The sequence below is a fragment of the Halorubrum distributum JCM 13561 genome, from assembly GCF_000337395.1.
In the GTDB taxonomy this organism is placed as follows: domain Archaea; phylum Halobacteriota; class Halobacteria; order Halobacteriales; family Haloferacaceae; genus Halorubrum; species Halorubrum distributum.
This window is the reverse complement of the sequence record NZ_AOJF01000032.1, coordinates 91231-108986: the sequence shown is the minus strand read 5'-3', so window position 1 is coordinate 108986 and position 17756 is coordinate 91231. Positions and strand designations below refer to the sequence as shown.

The following is a 17756-nucleotide window of genomic DNA, read 5'->3' as shown; positions in this document are numbered from 1 at the left end:
TTCTTCCAATCGCCTCCGCCTCGCCAGCGCCGCAGTTTAAGCGTTATTTTTTGTCGGAACGCTGTCGTTTCTGCGGGCTGAAACCTCCGCGCTGACGACGCCGCGCTTTTGTGCGTTCGCGCCGCACCGACGGTATGCGCGCAGCCGTTTTCAACGCCCCCGGCGAGATCGACGTGGAAGAGCGACCGCGCCCCGAGATCGAGGCCCCGACGGACGCGATCGTCCGCGTCACTCACACCGCGATCTGCGGCTCGGACCTCTGGTTCTACCGCGGCGACAGCGACCGCGACGCTGGCTCCCCGGTCGGCCACGAGCCGATGGGGATCGTCGAGGCGGTCGGCGACGACGTCACCTCCGTCGAGCCGGGCGACCGCGTGCTCGCGCCGTTCGCGATCTCCTGTGGCGAGTGCGAGTTCTGTCGGAAGGGGCTCCACACCTCCTGCGAGAACGGCGACTCGTGGGGCGGCGACAACGGCGGCGGCCAGGGCGAGTACGTTCGTTCGACCCACGCCGACGGCACGCTCGTTCGCGTTCCCGACCGCCACGCCGACGACGAGGACACCCTCCGCTCGCTGCTCCCCCTGACCGACGTGATGGGCACCGGCCACCACGCGGCCGTGAGTGCGGGCGTCGAGGAGGGCTCGACAGTGGCCGTCATCGGCGACGGCGCGGTCGGGCTCTGCGGCGTCCTCGCGGCCCGCCGGCTCGGCGCGGAGCGCATCATCGCGGTCGGGCACCACGAGGACCGCCTCGAACTCGCGGAGGAGTTCGGCGCCACCGAGACCGTCTCCGAGCGCGGCGAGGCCGCCGTCGAGCGGATCCGCGAGCTCACGTACGGCGGGCCGAACCACGTGATGGAGTGCGTCGGCGCCGCGAGCGCGATGAACACCGCCATCGACGCCGTCCGCCCCGGCGGCACGATCGGGTACGTCGGCGTCCCCTACGGCGTCGAAGACGAGGGCCTCGACGTGTTCGGCATGTTCGGGCAGAACGTGACGCTCGCGGGCGGCGTCGCCCCCGTCCGCGCGTACGCCGAGGAGCTGATGGCCGACGTGCTCCAGGGGACGCTCGACCCCGCGCCGATCTTCACCGAGACGGTGGGCCTCGACGACGTCGCCGAGGGGTACCGCATGATGGACGAACGGGAGGCGATCAAGGTGCTCGTCAAACCGCACGGCGACGCGTAGACGGCCGCGAAACCGGATTTCCGATCTACGTCTGCTCGACTCGATTTTTAAGTGGTGGCGCGTGCCTGCGAGCGGCCGCCACCGGCGGCCGCGAGGAGCACGCGCGAGGGACGCGGTGAGCGACGGGCGACCGGAGGGAGCCCCGAGCGAACCGCGAGGCTGGGGAGGCGTGAGGCTGCGGTGCTGTGCGGTGCGGGGCGGGACTCAAAGGGGCAGCCGCGAGGGCGAAGCCTGGCGACGCAAGCACCGCAGGGAGCGTAGCGACCGAGGAGCGCAGCGAGTCACGCGAGTCCTCGCGGCTGGGGCTTTGGAGGTCTCCGTCGTCGAGACACAGTTGCCCATTTATAACTAAAAGACTGGGGCTTTGGCGGTGCTGGCCGTCGATTCACGGACGCCAATTTATAAGTGAACGGCTGAGGTTTGGCCGTGTTCGTCGCCGAGGTGTAGTCGCTCATTTATACGTGAGCGGTCGTGGATTCCGCAGCCGTCGACGGACTAGTAGCCGCCGATGGGCATTCGGACACATGGCAGACAGAACCGCTCAAACGTCCTATTTCGACCGTATCGGCGTGACTTTTATTATGCCCAATGCCTTGTTACCTGTTGTCATGTGCCACCATTACGACGAGGCGCGCACGTGGACGGAGGTCAAGGCGCGTCACCGGTCCGAGGAGGCGGACGAGCTCGACGAGGCTCCCGACGTCGACGCGGTCGACGAGCCGGCGGACGAGACGGAGGAGCCCGAGCCCCCGGCGGAGCCGCGCGCCCCGGCCGACGACTGACGCGGTCGGGGACGACCCCGCCTCGAACCCCGACGTTTCTTTCGCGTGTCCCCGTCCCGTGAGCGGCCGCCCCGTCTCGGCCTCCCCCGACTCCCGATCCACAAATTTACAACTGCTTATCATGTACTCCGGTCCGTGCCGCCCTCCACTCGAACGCTCGCGATCCTCGCCCTCCTCGTCGTCGGTCTCGGACTCAGCTTCGCCTTTCACGCAACCGCGGGCGACACGCAGATCACTTACGAGGCGACGGCCGTCGAACCCGGCGAGAATCCGGAGCTGGTCGCGGGCGCGTCGCCGAACGTCACCGACCTCGACGAGCGGCTCTCGGACACGTCCGATCGGCACCGGGAGCCGGTCCGGACCGCCGCCGCGACCGGGTCCTTCGAGGGGTCGCTCTCCCCGGAGTTGGACATCGCGCTCGACGACGCCGACTCGCCGTACGTCTGGTACGACGGGAGCTACTACGAGTGGACGCTGTCGACGCGCGGCGAGACGACGAACGCGACGATCGAGATGCGGGAGACCGACCCCGAGACGGTGTTCGGCGCCGTCGCGCGCCCAGCGGCCGCGGCGTCGCCCGGCGTGCGGACCGCTATCGACGAGGGGACCGCGACGAACGGGACCCTCCGGTCGGGACTGTACCGGCAGGACGGGGCGTACTACGCCGTCGCGGTCGAAAGCGAGGCGGCCGTCTTCGCGCAGGTCGCGGGCGCTGCCGTCGGCTTCGTCCTCACGCCGGTCGGCCGCGGGTACGCGGCGGTCGCGCTCGGCCTCCTCGCGTACCGCTACCGAGAGCCGACGCGCGACCGCCTCCTCACCGCCCGCCGGGCCGCCGCGGTCGCCGCGCTCGCGCTCCCGGTCGCGCTCGTCGGCACCGCCCTGTTCGAGAGCGGCTCGCTCTCCCGCTTCGTCACCGGTCCCGCGAGCGCGACGGTCGTCGCGGCAGGCGTCCTCGCCGGCGTCCTCGCCGCTCAGCGGCGCTGGGCCTTGCTCGCCGGCGCGACGCTCGGGATCGGGCTCCTCGCCACGGCGGCGATCGCGGGCGCGCTCGGGGTTGTCGGACTGGTCTTCGGGCCGCTCGCGGTTCTGATCGGCGTCGTGACGGGCGCCGTCCCGTTCGGGTACGGGTACTGGTTCGCGCGGCCCGCGCCGGAGGTATCGGCCGGGTAGCACGGGAGCCGATCGACTCCGGGATCCCGACCGACGCGGTCGACGCGTTTGCCTTGGATTTCAGGCCCATCCTGAACGACCCTCAGGATCCCACCGAAGTCGTTCTATCGGCGAAATACTATGCGTGTCGCGGTACTCACTCCGATAGCTTCGCCACTGAATTCCACGCATGAGTTCAATACGCCGCCGCACCCGAACCGACGACGCAGGCACGACAGTGATCGCCGGATGAGACGAGCCTCGGTCCGTGTCCCGACGCTCGTCGTGATCGTCGCGCTGCTGCTCGCTGTCGGCGTCGTGTTCGCGGGAAGCCCGCTCGCACAGAACGATGGCGACGTGAACGGGGCGTTCATCGACGAGAGCGGCAACCCGATCGCCGCCGACCAGCCGATCGACACCGCCGCCGCGACCGCCGAGCCGGCGCTGGTCTCGCCCGAGACGCTCGGCGCGGTCGGGGTCGCCGTCGCGGTCGCGTTACTCGTCGTCGCTGTGGTCCGCCGCGCAGACCGCTAACCCGATTCCCTATCGAACGCGGTTCGCGACGCCCGCTCAGAGCGGCTCGATCAGTTCGACGACGTGGCCGTCCGGGTCCTTCACGAAGGCGACCCGGGCTCCGGCCTCCGGGTGGTCGGTCGGCGCCTCCCTGACGCCGTGGTGATCGATCTCCGCGAACGCCGCGTCGACGTCGTCGATGCCGACGGCGACGTGGTCGTAGCGGTCGCCGTCCGCGCTCGGCGCCTCGCCATCGGTGTCCGACAGCTGGAACTCGACGCCGTTCCCGTCCGCGACGTACACGTTGCGGGTGTCGCCGTCCGCGGTGGTGAACTCCCACGACCGCTCGAACCCGAGCTCGTCGACGTACCAGTCCGCGGTCCGGTCGGCGTCCGCCACGTTCAGACAGGTGTGGAGAATCTCCATGCGTCGGCCTCGCGCCCCGCCGTGATAAATTCCCGACCGCCGGTTCCCGACCGCCGCCCCCCGCGGCCGACGCGGCACCGGCTCGCCCGATCAATCATGTTGCTCGCGCTCCTTCCGTCCGTATGGACCGCAACGCGGTGCGCCGCGCCTGGGACGCGGTCGCCGAGACGTACGCCGCCCGCCGCGACCCCGACGGCTCGGACGCGGCGCTGATCGACGACTTGCTCGACGCGCTCGCCGGCGACCCCGAGGCCGGCGACGGCGACCCGCTCGTCCTCGACGTCGGCTGCGGCGACGGCGCCCGTACGCTCGCGAACCTCCCGCCGGGCAGCGTCGGCCTCGACGTCTCCCGACGCGGGCTCGACCTCGCTCGCGAAACCGTCCCCGACGCGCGGCTCGTCCACGGCGAGATGTCCGCGCTCCCGTTCGCGGCCGACCGCTTCGACGCGATCACGGCGTACCACGCGGTGTTTCACGTCGAGCGCGAGCGCCACCCGGACGTGTACGACGAGTTCGCGCGCGTCCTCCGCCCCGGCGGCCGGCTCCTCGCGACGCTGCCGAGCGGCCGCTTCGAGACGGTGCGGCAAGGCTGGATGGGCGGCGAGATGTTCTTCTCCGCGCCCGGCCGCGAGCGCACCCTCGACCAGCTCCGCGCGGCGGGGTTCGCCGACGTCGAGACGCGGACCGCGACCGACCCGCTCGGGAGCAGCACCGAGTTCGCGTTCGCGAAACTAAAAGGGGACGCGGCGCCCGACGGGGGCGCCACCGAGTCGGGGGCGACCGACCCGTGACCGACTCCGACGAGGTCCCCCACGACGTGCGCGCCAGCCTCGATCAGCTGCTCGCGGAGGCCCGCGCGGCCGCCGAGCGCGGCGATGTCGACACCGCGCGGTCCCTGCTCGAGACGGCCGAGACGGTGGCGACGAACAAGCTGCCGGCCGGCGAGCGCCGCGACCGCGTCCGGTGGGGGTGTGCGGCCGCGCTCGACGCGCTGCCGAACGGCGATCTCGCAGCGGCGTACGCAACGGCGACCGCGGACGTCGTCGGCGCGTCGGGCCCCTCACTTTAGGCCCTCGCGCGACTTCGAGCCAGACATGCGCGTCGCCTCGCTTCTCCCTTCCGCCACGGAAACGCTGTTCGCCCTCGGCGTCGAGCCGGTCGGCGTCTCGCACAGTTGCGACCACCCGCCCGCCGCCCGCGAGCTGCCGACGCTGACGAGCACGGTCGTCGCCCACGCCGACCGCTCCGCGGCCGACATCGACGAGCAGATGCGCGACGTCGACGGCGCGGTCTACGACCTCGACGAGGCGCGGCTCGCGGACCTGGAGCCGGACCTGCTCGTCACGCAGGCCACCTGCGACGTCTGCGCGGTCGACGCGAGCGAGGTCCGCGCGGCCGCCGCGCGGCTCGACCCGGCGCCCGACGTACTCGCCTGCGACCCGCACTCCTTCGCGGACGCCCTCGACGACGTGGTGCGGATCGGCGCGGCGGTCGGCGAGGAAGCGGTCGCGAGCGACCTCCGGGCGGACCTTCGCGAGCGCGTCGACGCGGTCCGCGAGCGGGCGGAGCGCGCGGTCGCCGACGAGGGGCGCCCCCGGACCGCCGTCCTCGACTGGACCGACCCGCCGATCCGCGCGGGCCACTGGGTGCGCGACATGGTCGAGATAGCGGGCGGCGACCCCGCGTTCCAGCCCGACGGGCCCTCCGAGCCGGTCGCGTGGGCCGACGTACGCGAGTTCGACCCCGAGGCGCTCGTCGTCGCGCCCTGCGGCTTCGACCGCGACCGCGCCGTCGACTCGGTCGCCGACCTCGCCGCCCGCCCCGGCTTCGACGAGATCACGGCGGTCGTCGATGACCGAGCCTACGCGGTCGACGGCAACGGCCTGTTCAACCGACCGAGCCACCGGCTCGTCGACTCGCTGGAGGCGCTTTTCGCCTGTCTCCACCCCGAGTACGCCGGGACGACGCCCGCCGCACACGACCGAGTCGCGCGCGTCGACCGCGCAGCGATGCCGTCCGTCTGCCCCGACGGCGGGTGAGCGGTCCCGGCCGCCGCGTCAGGCACCCGTCTCCGTTGACTCCCGGAGCGCGGAGAGCGTCTCTGCCGTGCGCAGGTCCGCGACCGTACAGTACCACGCGCCGCGGACGCCGTTCAGGTCGTTGTCGACCGGGCGCTCCAGCGGCACGAGGTCGTCGAGCTCGAAGATCACGACCACGCGCTCCTCGGAGAACGGGTCGATGAGCGCCGCCCAGTCCGCCTCGTCCATCGGTCCCGGCTCGCCTCGCGTCTGCTCGGTCCGGTCGACGACGCGAGCGTAGTGCGTGACCGCCGACACCGGCGCGGTCCGGTAAAACGCCATGTAGTCGAAGTCGGCGCGGGTGCGGTCGTACGACCGCGGCGCGGGGTAAAAGCCTGCGCGGCAGCGCTCGAAGGTCTCTTCCTGCGTCGCTACGACGCAGACGCGGGCGTCCCCGGGCGCATCGTCGCTGGGGGCGTCCGCGGCGAAGCGGTCGAGGTCCACACCGAGGGTCGCCGGCGAGCGCGGATATATCCGCCGCCGGCGCGTACTGAAGGGCGATGGCACGGAGCGCGACGAGCGCCCGCGGCGGTCCCCGCGAGCGCGACGAGACGGACGCGGCACGCGGCGCAGAGTCGTCCGACGGCGAGCCCGACCCGCCGGCGCTCGCGGTCGAGGGGCTCACGAAGCGGTTCGGCGACGGCGACGACGCGGTGGTGGCCGTCGACGACGTGAGCCTCACGGTCGAGCGCGGGTCGGTCGTCGGCCTGCTCGGGCCGAACGGCGCCGGAAAGACGACGCTGATCAAGTGCGCGCTGGGGATCGTGGTTCCCGACGCGGGCTCGGTGCGGGTGTTCGGGAACGACGTGCGCGACGGCCGGCGGGCGGCGTACGCCGACGTGGACGCGATGCTGGAGGGCGCGCGCAACGACTACTGGCGGCTCACGGTCCGGGAGAACCTGCGGTACTTCGCGACGATCAGCGGGGTCGACCCCGACTCCGTGGCGGCGCGCCACGACCGGCTGCTCGACCGGCTCGACCTCGCGGACAAGGCCGACACGGCGGTTCGCGACCTCTCCCGGGGGATGAAACAGAAGGTGTCGCTCGCGAGCGTGCTGGCGGGCGGCGCCGAACTCGTGTTCCTCGACGAGCCCACGCTCGGACTCGACGTCGAGAGCGCGCGGACGCTCCGGGCGGAGCTGCGCCGGCTCGCGGCCGAGGAGGGGCTCACCATCGTCGTCAGCAGCCACGACATGACGACGATCGAGGCGGTGTGCGACCGCGTCGTCATGCTGTCGAACGGCCGGATCGTCGCCGACGACACCGTCGAGGCGCTGCTCGGCGCGGCCGCGAGCGACGCGGTGCGGGTGGCGAGCCCGGACCTCACGCCCGAGACGGTCGCCGACCTGCGCGAGCGGTTCGAGGTCGTCGCCGTCGACCGCGACGCGCGCCCGCCCGCGGTGACGGTCGCGGCCGGGGGCGACCGGATCTACGACCTGACCGACGCGCTGCGGGCGGCCGGCGTCACCGTCTCGGACATTCGGACGGTTCAGCCCGACCTCGAAGAGGTGTTCTTGGAGCGCACCGGGACCGGGCTCGGCGCCGCCGGCCCCGCGTCCGGGGGTGAGGGTTCGTGAGCGGCGACGCGTCCGCGGGGACGGCGTCGACGGCGGAATCGACCGCCGACGGCGCGTCCGGTGACGCGACGGCCGTCGACGACCAGCCTCGCCCGGCGACCTACTACCACTTGGCGCGGGCGGTGCTGTACCGGGAGTTCCTGATCTTCGTGCGGTACCCGGCCAACGCCATCGGGGGGATCGTGGTGTCGCTGTTCTTCTTCGCCGCGCTGTTTCTCGGCGGCCAGCTGCTCGCGGGGCAGGCGCTGACGGACTCGATCGAGGGGATCGTCGTCGGCTACTTCCTCTGGACGCTGTCGGTGGGCGCGTACTCGTCGGTGTCGAACGACATCGGCAGCGAGGTGCAGTGGGGCACCCTCGAACGCCACATCACCACCCCGTTCGGCTTCGCGCCCGTCGCGCTGCTGAAGGGGGTCGCGAAGGTGGTGCGGACGTTCCTCACGAGCGCGGTGATCCTCGCCGTCATGCTCCTCGCGACCGGGACGCGGCTGAGTCTCGCCCCGGTGACGGTTGTGGCGATCGCGGGGCTGTCGATCACGTCTGTCCTCGGACTCGGCTTCGCCGCGGGCGGGGTGACGGTCCTCTACAAGCGGATCGGCAACTGGCTCAACCTGCTCCAGTTCGGGTTCGTCGCGCTGATCTCGGCGCCCGTCTTCGACCTGCCGTGGACGCGCGTCCTCCCCTTGGCGCACGGCAGCGCCATGCTCCAGCGCGCGATGGTCGACGGCGTCCGACTCTGGGAGTTCCCGCTCGTCGACCTGGCGCTGCTCGTCGCGGTCGCCGTCGGCTACCTGATCGGCGGCTACCTCGTGTTCGAGTACGCGACGGCGCGGGCGCGGCGGCTCGGCGTGCTCGGGGATTACTGACCGGGCGATCCGAGTTCGCCGCCGACCCGGTCCGCGCGTCCCTCACTCGGACCGGATCGCGGTGTCGTCTGCGACGCGGAGTTGGACTTCGTCGCCGCCCTCGTAGTAGTGGTCTATCGCGTCAGCGAACCGGAGACGAGAGCCAGCCTCGATGTACGGGTGCTCGACGCCCGCGTCGATGATGAACGCGGCCTGTGCGCCGGTCCGTGGGTCCCGGAGCGTCCCCTTCAGGTCGGGCATCCGCGGCCGTGACTTCTTCACGTAGTCGACCGACTTGACCTCGGCCTCGACGGTAACACGCTCGCCGCTTCCTCGAAGCTCGGACAGCGCCACTTCCGGAGCCGTGGAATCGGTCGCCCGACCCGAACCCAAGACGGCCTCGTCGAACAGCTCCCGAATCGCCGTGTCGCGGCTCTCGGACCGCGGGGCCTTCCGCGGGGGACACAGCTGGATAAACCGGTTTCCGAAGTCGACTGCCACCCCGTTGGCGAGGTACCCGATCGGCACTCCGTGCCGGTCCAGCATCTCCGTGATACGACCGGTGTACCCCCGTAGAACGTCTCGGTGGTCCCGGGTCTGGTCTCCGCCGACCGACTCGGTACTGTAGATGTCGTCGTCTATCTTGAACACGTGCCAGAGGTACACCGCATCGAGTCCCATAGAGACGAGCGACAGCGCCTGCCCCAGTCCGCTGTAGAACCCGCCGGTGTCGTTCCCGTTCGCGTCGACGCGCTTCGGCAGTAGGTTGTGGCCCCGGATCCCGTTGTACGTGCTGAAGTACTTCGCCTCGATGCCGATCAGCGGACCCTCGCGCCCCTCCTCGGACGCCGATCCGACGAGCAGGTCGATGTCCGGCTGTAACGGGTGGCCGAGTTCGCGGACGACCTCCTGAGGCGGGACTGCGGCCCCTTCCGTCGCCGCCTTCTCCTTCCAGAGGTTCACCTCCGACTCGGCCCACAGCTCCGGGCGGTCGTTCACCGTCGCTTCGAGGCTGTCCACAATCGTCGACTCCGACGGGGACGCGTCGCCGTCGTGGGCGATCCGCTCGTCCGGATCGTCGGTGAGGAGACGGATGACCTGGTCGTCCGGCGCTGGCATCGGACATCCCTACCACGGACCGGCTCAAATACTGTTCGGAACCCGTTCTGAATCAGGTCGGCCGGTCGACGGCGTCGACCGATCGTGTCGTGCCCCACGTCGATCGCGTCCTCGCAGACGCCGTCTGACGTCCCCGCTGCGGCCGCGACCTCCGACACCGACGAATCAACGACCCCGAGTCCATCCGGACGACCGGCGGCGAGCGGCTCACCGATCCTCGTCCGGCTCCGCGGCGAGCGCCTCGTCGCGGAGCTCGCGGCAGCGCTCGCCCGTGATCTCCAGTTCGGGAACGGGCGTCGGGTTCCCGTCCGCGTCGACGGCGACGAACACGAAGTACGACTCCGTGGTGAGTTCGCGCTCGCCCGTGCGCGGCGACTCGCGGTACGCGCGGATCCGCGTCCGGAGGCTCGTGCGCCCGACCGCGTACACGTACGACTCGATGACGCAGGTGTCGCCCTGCGGGACCGGGCGCTTGAAGTCGAGCCCGTTGATCTTGGCCGTGACGCAGGTCTCGCCGGCGGCGCGCATCGCGGACATCGCGCCGATCTCGTCCATCCACTTGACGACGTTCCCCCCGTGTGCGGAGGCGTAGTTGTTCGTGTGGGTGGGCTGGACGCGCTGGCGGTTCTCGATGTACGTGTCGCTGACGCTGGGCATACTCGCCGGTGGCGCGGCCGGGGGAAAAGCCCGGCCCTCGGATCGACTGACCGTCGTGATCCGGAAGCGGGCGAGCGCCACGAACGGTCGCGTTCGGGGATCCCGGAGCCGGTCGAGAACGCGGCCCGGCCGCTCAAATTATTGTCTCGTATAATTCGGCCTTCACTCCTAAGTGGGGAGTCTTATTCCCTTCAGACAACACGTATGTTGAACGCAATCACCACGCGGTACGGGCGACGGGTCGGCGCCTCCGTCATCCTGACGCTCGCCGTGACGCTCGGCTTCGTCGCTCTCTTTGCGGGCCACGTAGCGACGGTCGGAACGCCGGCGGCGGCGACGGCGGCGCTGACGTCGGTCGGCGTCGTCGTCACGCTGAACCTCGGTTTGCTGGGAATCGTGCTGGTCGGCAACGTCGCGGTCGAACTGCGGCGGCTGACGGAGACCGCCGAGGCGGTCGGGCGCGGCGAGTTCGACGCGCGCGCCACGTCCGACCGCCGCGACGAGATCGGGCGCCTGTTCGCCGCCTTCGACGAGACGCGGCGGTCGCTCCGGGACGCGGTCGCCGAGTCCGAGCGGGCCCAGAGCGAGGCGGAGGCGGCCCGCGAGGAGGCGGAGTCCATGTCGGAGACGCTGTTGGAGCGCGCCGACGAGATCGGCGGCGCCATGGAGGACGCCGCCGACGGCGACCTCACCCACCGGCTCGACGAGGAGAGCGACGTCGACGCGATCGAGCGCATCACGGCCGCGTACAACGAGATGACGGGCGGGCTCTCGACCACCGTCGAGGACATCCAGTCGTTCGCGGGCGACGTGGAGGCGACGAGCGAGGAGATGGCCGCGGAGGCCGACGAGGTCGCCGCGATGAACGAGGAGGTGGCCGCCGAGATGCGCGGGCTGGCCGACGAGCTGGACGAGCAGACCGACCGGCTGCGCGAGACGGCCGCCGACACCGACGACTTCTCGGCGACCGTCGAGGAGATCGCGTCGACGACCGACGAGGTGGCGGGCGACGCGAGCGCCGCGGCCGACCTCGGCGAGGAGGGCGAACAGCGGGCGACCGAGGCGGTCGAGGCGATCGTCGCGATCGGCGACCTGCTCGCAGAGCTCGACGACCTCGTGGCCGGGCTCGACGACCGGATGGACGGCGTCGCGGAGACCACCGACGTGATCGCCGACATCGCCGAGCAGACCAACATCCTCGCGTTGAACGCCTCGATCGAGGCGTCGCGAGCGGGCGGCGACGGCGACGGGTTCGCGGTCGTCGCCGACGAGGTGAAGGGGCTCGCCGAGGAGACCCGCGAGTCGACGACGGAGATCGAGGCGACGATCGGCGAGGTGACCGAGGACGTGTCGGCGGTCGCCGGCGAGATGGACCGCACGATGACGGAGCTCGACGAGACGACCGCGGCGGTCGAGGCCGCCGGGGAGGCGATCGAGGAGCTCACCGGCACCGTCGAGGACGTCGACGTCGCGATGGGGGACATCGCGCGGGCGACCGACGAGGGCGCCGAGGGGATCGAGTCGGTCGCGGCGCGCGTCGAGGCCGTCCACGGCTCGGCGACCGACGCCGCCGACCGAGCGCGCTCGCTCGCGGAGACCGCGGACGAGACGGCCGAGACCGTCGGCGACCTCGCGGAGACGGCGACGGCGCTCGCCGAGCGCACCGCGTCGCTCACCGAGCGGCTCGACCAGTTCGAGACGCGGGCGGACGCGGGCGGCGCCGGCGGAGGGGTCGCGGCCGCCGCGAGCCCGGCCGCCGGCGACGCGGAGGTGAGCGCCGATGATTGAGCCGTCGACGGTGCGGTTCGCCTCCGCGGGGATCTACGCCGTCTCCGCGGTCGTGCTGCTCGCGCTGGCGCGGCGCAAGCCGGCCGACCTGCGGCGGTACTGCTACCCGTTCGTCGCGGTCGTTGCGCTCGCGGGCGTCGGTATCGCCTCGTGGGGCGCCGGGATCGGGACGTTCTCGGTCGGCACCGGCACGCTGGAGGCCGGCCAGCTGCTCACCGACTACGTGGCGTACCCGTTCCTGTTCGGGTTCGCGGCGTTCGTCGCGGGGGTGAGCCGGCGGTACGTCGGCGGGATCGTCGCGATCACTGTCGCGATGCGGATCGGGTACGACTTCGCGGAGGTGTTCGCGGGCCCGCTCGCGACGGCGGGCACCCTCGGGATCCTCGTCGGCTACGTGACGCTCGTCGGGCTGTTCTTCGGACCCGTGGCGAGCGCGGCGGCGCGCCAGGCGCCCGCCCGCGAGCTGTTCTACAAGAAGACGCGGAACCTCGCGCTGTTCGCGTTCGGCGTGCTGATCGCGTGGGCGATGCTCCAGATCGCCGGGCTGTTCGATCCGTTCACCGCGACGGTGACGCTGGAGTACCTCGACCTCCTCCTCCGGGTCGGGTTCGCGGGCTTCGTCTTCGCGAACGTGGAGACGCTGGCGGCGGAGACGGAGTCGGGGGCCGGTGGGGGCGACGGTGACATCGAGCGGAGTGTGTCCGCGGCGACGGTGGCGTCGAGCGCCGACTGAAGTTCGGCGCTTCGCTTCTTCTCGCGGACTCGATCGATTCGGCCCCGTTCGGTCTACTCGCGTCACGGGCAGCCCCTGTCCGTGTTTTCGTCCGTTCCCGTCGAAACCGGCAACCCGGTGTGAGAGCCCGTTTCGTCTGTCTCACGGTTCCGCGCTCTCGACTTCGACGGGTGGAGAGAGTACGTTTTGTCTGTCTTCGGTCGGTCGATGGGTGATCGGCCGCGATCACTCGACGCTGCGGTGGTTCGGAGAGTGGATCTCGTCTGTCTCGGCGGGTGTATCGACTCCGACATCGTCCTCGACATCAGAGGCGAGATCGAGGCCGAACGGGACCGGTGAGCGGCGCAAAGACAGACGAAGCGTCCTCTCTCACACCGCCCATCGAGGCCCGTTTCGAGACCGAGTTCACTGACGTCTCCGTCCGCAACGAGATGCTCGATCGGACGCGACAGCATATTTATCTGTGATTCCGACGTAGTGTCTCGTATGTCCGGGCTCGGAGCAGATCTCGACGCCATCGCGGCCGCCGGCGGCTACGACGACACCGATGCCGTGGTCGAGGAGGCTGTCCGCGAGCTGTTGCGTCGGCGTCCGGAGCTTCGGCTCTCGCTCGCGGTCGAGAAGTACCGCACCGGCGCGGTGAGTCTCAATCGCGGCGCCGAACTGGCCGGCGTCTCGACGGAGTCCTTCAAACGCGAACTCGCGGATCGGGGGATCGACCGGGAGGCCGGATTCCTGGACGAGTCCGCCCGCGAGGACCGCTTGGAAACATTTCTGGAATAGATCGACGGATGGCGCTCGTCGACAACAACGTCCTGAGTTCCCTCGCGAAGATCGAACGGTTGGAACTGCTCCCGTCGGTGTTCGAGACCGTCGAGACGCCGCTGTCGGTCATCGACGAACTCGACCGTGCCGCGGCCGAGGGATACGATTTCGTCACGCGTATCGACGCCGTCAAATCGTACAACGACGGCTGGCTCGAGATCGTCGCTCCGACGGGAGCCGAACTCGAACTCGCGGACGAGCTGGGTGACCACGCGCTTTCCTCGACCGACGCGCGGTGCCTCGCGATCGCGTCGCAACGCGACGCGCGACTCGTGACCGACGACGCGCACGTCGGCACGCGCGGAGCGCAGATCGGCGTCGAGGTCTGGGACCTCGTACTGCTGTTTCAGGCGGCGATCCACTGCGACGTGATCTCCACGACCGAGGAACTGTCGACGCTCGTTGCGGAACTGCGAGACCGAGACGGCTATCGGTTCTCCGAGGCGGACCGGAATACGCTGTTCGAGACTATCGACGCAAACGAGTGACCCTGCTCTCGTCGCAGTCGTACGCGAGCACTCGGTGGACGTCGCCGAGCGTGAGGTCGGGGTACAGCTGCGTGATCTCGTCGGGGCTGTACCCGCTGTGTTCGTACGCTGACGCGACGTCTTTCACGCGGATCCCCGTTGCGCCGACGGTCGGCGCCCCGTCGCTGTGGTCGCTATCCCGAACGATTCCCATACCGGAGAATCGACTCGTACCGACTTGAAACGCATGGCCCAGCCGATCAGAACGGTGAATGCGCTTGGGAGATCACACGACGAGCGCGATCCCGCCCCCGCCGACGATCGCGAGCGCGCCGAGCGCGAAACACACCGTCGCGAACGGCACGCGCTCGACGACGCGCATGAGCGCATCGATCGTCAGGTAGCCGACGACGGCGCTGACGCCGAGTGCGACCGCTGCGGGCACCGGGGCGATGCCGGGAAGCCCGCCTGCGCCGGCAACGGTGAGGGCGGCCGCGCCGACCGACGCGGGAATCGACAGGAGAAAGGAGAGCCGAAACGCGGTCGGCGGGTCGTAGCTACGGAACAACAGCGTGCTCGCCGTCACGCCCGATCGGGAGATCCCGGGGAGGATGGCAAATCCCTGGGCGCTGCCGACCAGGATCGAATCGACGAGCGAGGGGGTCTCGCGGCCACCCATACTGACGCTGTCTGAGGCGCGCTGGAGGAGGCCGGTGATCACGAGGAGAACACCGATGACGGCGATGAAGACGCCGCCCGTGAGGTCGCTGACGAGATCGACGGCGAGGATATACAGTGGGATGCCGACGAGCCCGGTGAACAGCGACGCCACGACGACGTACGTCGCAATTGCGTGGTCGGCGTCGTACGCGTTCGTGGGGCGCCACCCGGGGAGTGTTTTGAGGATGGTCGCGATCTCCGTCCGGTAGTAGGTCGCGGCCGACAGCGTCGTCCCTAGTTGGAGGAACAAGGCGAGCTGGACGGCGACCGCGGGATCCGTGCCGACGAGCGTGAGCACGAGCGAGAGGTTCCCCTGACTCGAGACGGGGAGCCACTCGACGACGCCCTGGACGATCCCGGCGAGGATGGCGATGAGCAGCTCCGTGGTGGTCACTATCGACATCGGAGGCGGGTGGACAGGTAAAAGGCGACGATTATGGGTTCTGCTCGGCAGGTGTCTGGTCGTCAGTGGTCGCGTCCTGCTCAGGTGGGTTGGGTTCGTCAGTATCGGGTGCCGTGGGATCGCGTTTGCCGTCGGTTAGGGCTGCGCTCGACTCCGACTCGTCCGGGGGCGCGGGGGGTTCGAGTACGGCAACGAGAAGTTCGACCGGTCGGGTCTCGCGGAGCGCCGCCCAACTCCGGCGTTCACGCGTCGCGATTACGCCCGCGACGACCGCGCCGACCGTGAGACCAAGGCGAGTCGTCCCGAGCGTCCCGCCCGCGGCGCTCACCAGTCCGAGGCTGAGGCCCACCACGAGGACCGCGAGGCCAACGACGACCGCCGGCGCCGCCAGCGTGTACCGCACGCCGGCGCGTATCGCGCTCGCGATACGCGAGTCGTCGAACGCGGGGAGGAGTCGATCGAAGGTCGCATCGAGGAGACGGATGAACGGGCCGACCGTCCACGTCTCCCTGAGGTCGATCACGATCACCTCCGGCTCCGGCTCCGCGGTGAGCCAGCGGTACAGGGAGGAGCTGCGCACGGCTGCTGCGGTCCACCTCCAGAGGCGACCGAGACGCGACTCGCGGGCCGCTCGCCGTACCGCGCTGCCGGGCGGCGTGCCCGCCTCCGTCTCATCACTCATCTGAGTGGATCTTCGGGTGGGCGCTCATGTGTGTTGGGGCTGAGGCGAACCGATAGGGTGGGTCACCGCTCCACGGAGACGACCGTCGCCTCCACGGTCACTGTGCCGAGATCGAGCGTGACGGTCGATCCCTGGCGGATCTGGTCGCCCTTGAACGTGAGCCCGCTCGGGGTCTCCCGCAGCTGGAGGTCAGCGGTGATCGTCACCTCGCGGTTTACCGGGTGATCGACCACGTTGACGCTGCCGTCGTCGCCGGTGGCGATGATGTGCGACGGCTCCGTTTCGACGCCGGTGACGCGCGCCACGGTCGTGTCACCGGTGCGCTCGACCATCCCCGGTTCGATGGCGTCTGCGAAGTCCTCGCGGACCTCTTCCATCCGGAGGGTGACGGTCCGAGTCGTCGTCGCGCCCAGCTCGACATCGCCACCGACCTGCTCGATCTGCCCGTCGAGGATGTACTCGCTCGTGGGGAGCGTCACCGTCTGGCCGCGTCTGATCGGATTGCCGCCGAAGCGAAGCCGGTCCTGCTGGCGGTGGGCGGTGAGTGTCGCCTCAACGAGGAGCTGTCGTTGGGTCGATTGGCTGGTCGCGTAGGTGGTTACGTTGTCGATGCGGGCCACTGTACGGTCACTGAGGCGGATCTCATCTCCGGGCGTTACATCGGCTGCGGTGGCCGCGTCGACCTGACTCGAGAGCAGCACGCGCTGTTGTTCGGTTGTGAGTGCGTCGCTCTCGCCCACGGCGCGGAGCTGGCCGCTGATCTGGTAGCGGTCGGTGGTGATGTCGAGTGCCCGGCCGAGTCGTGGCGGGGCGCCTCCGTAGATGAGACTCTCCTGTCCGTTGAGTTCGCCCTCAAGCGCGACCCGGAGGACCACACGAGTGTCCTCGCCCTGTGGCGTGAGGTGAACGTCCGTAATGCGGAGCGTCGACGCACCGTCTGGGCTGAAGGTGTCGCCCTCTTCGATCGTGTCGACTATGTATGGCGAAACGGTGCCAACGTCAAGCGTCGCGTACGTCGTGTCCGTCTCCGGTGTCGGCGCTGGTTCCGGATCGTCTGCGAAGACGAACGCGGCGCCCGCGACGACGACGGCAGCGATAAGCAGCACGACGAGCGCGTCGATGACGTTGACGCGGCCGAACAGCCGGCCTTCGTCGTCAATCAGCTCCATGGAGGTCCCTCCGAGCGCAGCATTATCAGCGACGACCGTCGCGCGGGTAAAAAGCGTACCCGTTCGGCAGTCCACCCGCAGGCTTTTGCCGTTCGTGCGGGAGAGCAGACATAATGGATCGGTTGCGTGTGCTGCTCGTCCCACGCTCGCTTCGCCTGGCAGGCGTCCTCGCAGTCGCGGCGACAATCCTCTATTACTCCGTGTTCACGCCCCCGGGTAGCGGTGTGATCCAGACCGGGCCGCTCGGCGTCCTCCCGTACAGCACGTGGCTTCACGCGCTGGCGTATGCCGGGCTCGCGGTGACGCTCGCGTACGCGCTTCAGGACTCGCCGTGGCGTGACCGCTCCGTGTTGGCGGTCGTGTTCCTCGTCGCGGTCGGCTACGGTGGGAGCATCGAACTGCTCCAGTCGACGCTGGACGCGCGGACCGCGGACTTCGGCGACCTGCTCGTGAACGCGGTCGGGGCTGTGATCGCCGCCGTGTGTTGGCGGATACTAACGCGGTGGGTGCGGTTCTATCGGGTGCGGCGGGTAGCCGAGCTTGAAGCGCCGGTGTGATCGGCAACACGTGGCGTGTGTTTGACGCTATCGGCTGTGGCGGCAGTCGCGCTCGGTTGTCGAGTAATATGGTCGCAGT

At 70.1% G+C, this 17756-nt stretch carries 22 protein-coding genes; 14 read left to right on the top strand and 8 right to left on the bottom strand.

Features of this window, described 5'->3' with window-relative positions; all coding sequences use genetic code 11:
- The first annotated feature begins 134 nt into the window (after nucleotides 1–134).
- From C470_RS07280 to C470_RS07270, 4 genes are all read left to right on the top strand, one after another.
- Entirely contained in the window at nucleotides 135–1187 is a 1053-nt protein-coding gene (locus C470_RS07280) for a zinc-dependent alcohol dehydrogenase family protein (protein WP_008366323.1), read from the top strand.
- Nucleotides 1188–1795: 608 nt separating this feature from the next.
- Nucleotides 1796–1969, top strand: a complete 174-nt coding sequence (locus C470_RS16070) for a hypothetical protein (protein WP_162832650.1) — start codon at nucleotides 1796–1798, stop codon at nucleotides 1967–1969.
- 135 nt (nucleotides 1970–2104) lie between these two features.
- On the top strand, nucleotides 2105–3139 hold the full coding sequence (locus C470_RS07275; RefSeq protein WP_008366321.1) for a hypothetical protein: 1035 nt from the start codon (nucleotides 2105–2107) through the stop codon (nucleotides 3137–3139).
- A gap of 228 nt (nucleotides 3140–3367) precedes the next feature.
- On the top strand, nucleotides 3368–3652 hold the full coding sequence (locus C470_RS07270) for a hypothetical protein (protein ID WP_008366319.1): 285 nt from the start codon (nucleotides 3368–3370) through the stop codon (nucleotides 3650–3652).
- Nucleotides 3653–3688: 36 nt separating this feature from the next.
- Here C470_RS07270 and C470_RS07265 read toward each other — a convergent pair whose 3' ends face one another.
- Nucleotides 3689–4057: a VOC family protein gene (locus C470_RS07265; protein ID WP_008366317.1), complete on the bottom strand. Its 369-nt coding sequence runs from the start codon at nucleotides 4055–4057 to the stop codon at nucleotides 3689–3691.
- A 122-nt stretch (nucleotides 4058–4179) separates the two neighbouring features.
- On the opposite strand from C470_RS07265, the gene C470_RS07260 reads away from it, so the two are divergent.
- Genes C470_RS07260 through C470_RS07250 form a run of 3 tightly spaced genes read left to right on the top strand, consistent with a single transcriptional unit; the run spans nucleotide 4180 to nucleotide 6096 of the window.
- Nucleotides 4180–4848, top strand: a complete 669-nt coding sequence (locus C470_RS07260; RefSeq protein ID WP_008366315.1) for a class I SAM-dependent methyltransferase — start codon at nucleotides 4180–4182, stop codon at nucleotides 4846–4848.
- Nucleotides 4845–5126 (top strand): hypothetical protein, encoded by a 282-nt coding sequence (locus tag C470_RS07255; protein WP_008366313.1) that lies wholly within the window; start codon nucleotides 4845–4847, stop codon nucleotides 5124–5126. The genes C470_RS07260 and C470_RS07255 overlap by 4 nt, the downstream gene beginning before the upstream one ends.
- Nucleotides 5127–5151: 25 nt before the next feature.
- Nucleotides 5152–6096 (top strand): ABC transporter substrate-binding protein, encoded by a 945-nt coding sequence (locus C470_RS07250; RefSeq protein ID WP_008366311.1) that lies wholly within the window; start codon nucleotides 5152–5154, stop codon nucleotides 6094–6096.
- A gap of 18 nt (nucleotides 6097–6114) precedes the next feature.
- On the opposite strand, the gene C470_RS07245 is transcribed toward C470_RS07250, so the two are convergent.
- Nucleotides 6115–6579 carry a hypothetical protein gene (locus tag C470_RS07245; protein ID WP_008366309.1) on the bottom strand — a complete coding sequence of 155 codons (465 nt, stop codon included), beginning with the start codon at nucleotides 6577–6579 and terminating at the stop codon, nucleotides 6115–6117.
- A 56-nt stretch (nucleotides 6580–6635) separates the two neighbouring features.
- On the opposite strand from C470_RS07245, the gene C470_RS07240 reads away from it, so the two are divergent.
- Both C470_RS07240 and C470_RS07235 read left to right on the top strand, forming a co-directional pair.
- Entirely contained in the window at nucleotides 6636–7712 is a 1077-nt protein-coding gene (locus C470_RS07240) for an ABC transporter ATP-binding protein (protein WP_008366307.1), read from the top strand.
- Nucleotides 7709–8578, top strand: a complete 870-nt coding sequence (locus C470_RS07235) for an ABC transporter permease (RefSeq protein WP_008366304.1) — start codon at nucleotides 7709–7711, stop codon at nucleotides 8576–8578. The genes C470_RS07240 and C470_RS07235 overlap by 4 nt, the downstream gene beginning before the upstream one ends.
- Before the next feature lie 42 nt (nucleotides 8579–8620).
- On the opposite strand, the gene C470_RS07230 is transcribed toward C470_RS07235, so the two are convergent.
- Together C470_RS07230 and C470_RS07225 are read right to left on the bottom strand one after the other, a co-directional pair.
- A complete protein-coding gene (locus tag C470_RS07230) occupies nucleotides 8621–9676 on the bottom strand; it encodes a hypothetical protein (protein WP_007344213.1) in 1056 nt (351 codons plus the stop codon).
- A gap of 207 nt (nucleotides 9677–9883) precedes the next feature.
- Nucleotides 9884–10333, bottom strand: a complete 450-nt coding sequence (locus tag C470_RS07225) for an acyl-CoA thioesterase (RefSeq protein ID WP_004598826.1) — start codon at nucleotides 10331–10333, stop codon at nucleotides 9884–9886.
- Between the two features lie 204 nt (nucleotides 10334–10537).
- Here C470_RS07225 and C470_RS07220 point away from each other — a divergent pair, with 204 nt between their 5' ends.
- From C470_RS07220 to C470_RS16250, 4 genes are all read left to right on the top strand, one after another.
- Nucleotides 10538–12121: a methyl-accepting chemotaxis protein gene (locus C470_RS07220; protein WP_008366301.1), complete on the top strand. Its 1584-nt coding sequence runs from the start codon at nucleotides 10538–10540 to the stop codon at nucleotides 12119–12121.
- A complete protein-coding gene (locus C470_RS07215) occupies nucleotides 12114–12854 on the top strand; it encodes a bacteriorhodopsin (RefSeq protein WP_008366300.1) in 741 nt (246 codons plus the stop codon). Before C470_RS07220 ends, C470_RS07215 begins: the two co-directional genes overlap by 8 nt.
- A 486-nt stretch (nucleotides 12855–13340) precedes the next feature.
- Nucleotides 13341–13637 (top strand): UPF0175 family protein, encoded by a 297-nt coding sequence (locus C470_RS07210; RefSeq protein ID WP_008366298.1) that lies wholly within the window; start codon nucleotides 13341–13343, stop codon nucleotides 13635–13637.
- Nucleotides 13638–13645: 8 nt separating this feature from the next.
- Nucleotides 13646–14167, top strand: a complete 522-nt coding sequence (locus C470_RS16250; RefSeq protein ID WP_008366296.1) for a hypothetical protein — start codon at nucleotides 13646–13648, stop codon at nucleotides 14165–14167.
- On the opposite strand, the gene C470_RS07200 is transcribed toward C470_RS16250, so the two are convergent.
- From C470_RS07200 to C470_RS07185, 4 genes are all read right to left on the bottom strand, one after another.
- Nucleotides 14148–14360, bottom strand: a complete 213-nt coding sequence (locus tag C470_RS07200) for a DUF433 domain-containing protein (RefSeq protein ID WP_008366294.1) — start codon at nucleotides 14358–14360, stop codon at nucleotides 14148–14150. The two genes, C470_RS16250 and C470_RS07200, sit on opposite strands and share 20 nt — an antisense overlap.
- A 72-nt stretch (nucleotides 14361–14432) precedes the next feature.
- Nucleotides 14433–15269 carry an undecaprenyl-diphosphate phosphatase gene (locus C470_RS07195; protein ID WP_008366292.1) on the bottom strand — a complete coding sequence of 279 codons (837 nt, stop codon included), beginning with the start codon at nucleotides 15267–15269 and terminating at the stop codon, nucleotides 14433–14435.
- 31 nt (nucleotides 15270–15300) lie between these two features.
- Nucleotides 15301–15792, bottom strand: coding sequence for a hypothetical protein (locus C470_RS07190; protein WP_239638576.1), 492 nt, complete (start codon nucleotides 15790–15792; stop codon nucleotides 15301–15303).
- Between the two features lie 221 nt (nucleotides 15793–16013).
- Nucleotides 16014–17120: a DUF4330 domain-containing protein gene (locus C470_RS07185; RefSeq protein ID WP_008366289.1), complete on the bottom strand. Its 1107-nt coding sequence runs from the start codon at nucleotides 17118–17120 to the stop codon at nucleotides 16014–16016.
- A 224-nt stretch (nucleotides 17121–17344) separates the two neighbouring features.
- On the opposite strand from C470_RS07185, the gene C470_RS07180 reads away from it, so the two are divergent.
- Nucleotides 17345–17677, top strand: a complete 333-nt coding sequence (locus tag C470_RS07180; RefSeq protein WP_239638575.1) for a VanZ family protein — start codon at nucleotides 17345–17347, stop codon at nucleotides 17675–17677.
- The last annotated feature ends 79 nt before the right edge of the window (nucleotides 17678–17756 follow it).

Bases quoted from the DNA above. Each gene is read 5' to 3' on its own strand.
- C470_RS07185 (WP_008366289.1), bottom strand. From the start codon at position 17,120: ATGGAGCTGATTGACGACGAAGGCCGGCTGTTCGGCCGCGTCAACGTC.
- C470_RS07260 (WP_008366315.1), top strand. From the start codon at position 4,180: ATGGACCGCAACGCGGTGCGCCGCGCCTGGGACGCGGTCGCCGAGACG.
- C470_RS07230 (WP_007344213.1), bottom strand. From the start codon at position 9,676: ATGCCAGCGCCGGACGACCAGGTCATCCGTCTCCTCACCGACGATCCG.
- C470_RS07215 (WP_008366300.1), top strand. From the start codon at position 12,114: ATGATTGAGCCGTCGACGGTGCGGTTCGCCTCCGCGGGGATCTACGCC.
- C470_RS07265 (WP_008366317.1), bottom strand. From the start codon at position 4,057: ATGGAGATTCTCCACACCTGTCTGAACGTGGCGGACGCCGACCGGACC.
- C470_RS16250 (WP_008366296.1), top strand. From the start codon at position 13,646: ATGGCGCTCGTCGACAACAACGTCCTGAGTTCCCTCGCGAAGATCGAA.
- C470_RS07210 (WP_008366298.1), top strand. From the start codon at position 13,341: ATGTCCGGGCTCGGAGCAGATCTCGACGCCATCGCGGCCGCCGGCGGC.
- C470_RS16070 (WP_162832650.1), top strand. From the start codon at position 1,796: ATGTGCCACCATTACGACGAGGCGCGCACGTGGACGGAGGTCAAGGCG.
- C470_RS07225 (WP_004598826.1), bottom strand. From the start codon at position 10,333: ATGCCCAGCGTCAGCGACACGTACATCGAGAACCGCCAGCGCGTCCAG.
- C470_RS07200 (WP_008366294.1), bottom strand. From the start codon at position 14,360: ATGGGAATCGTTCGGGATAGCGACCACAGCGACGGGGCGCCGACCGTC.
- C470_RS07240 (WP_008366307.1), top strand. From the start codon at position 6,636: ATGGCACGGAGCGCGACGAGCGCCCGCGGCGGTCCCCGCGAGCGCGAC.
- C470_RS07280 (WP_008366323.1), top strand. From the start codon at position 135: ATGCGCGCAGCCGTTTTCAACGCCCCCGGCGAGATCGACGTGGAAGAG.
- C470_RS07250 (WP_008366311.1), top strand. From the start codon at position 5,152: ATGCGCGTCGCCTCGCTTCTCCCTTCCGCCACGGAAACGCTGTTCGCC.
- C470_RS07270 (WP_008366319.1), top strand. From the start codon at position 3,368: ATGAGACGAGCCTCGGTCCGTGTCCCGACGCTCGTCGTGATCGTCGCG.
- C470_RS07195 (WP_008366292.1), bottom strand. From the start codon at position 15,269: ATGTCGATAGTGACCACCACGGAGCTGCTCATCGCCATCCTCGCCGGG.
- C470_RS07220 (WP_008366301.1), top strand. From the start codon at position 10,538: ATGTTGAACGCAATCACCACGCGGTACGGGCGACGGGTCGGCGCCTCC.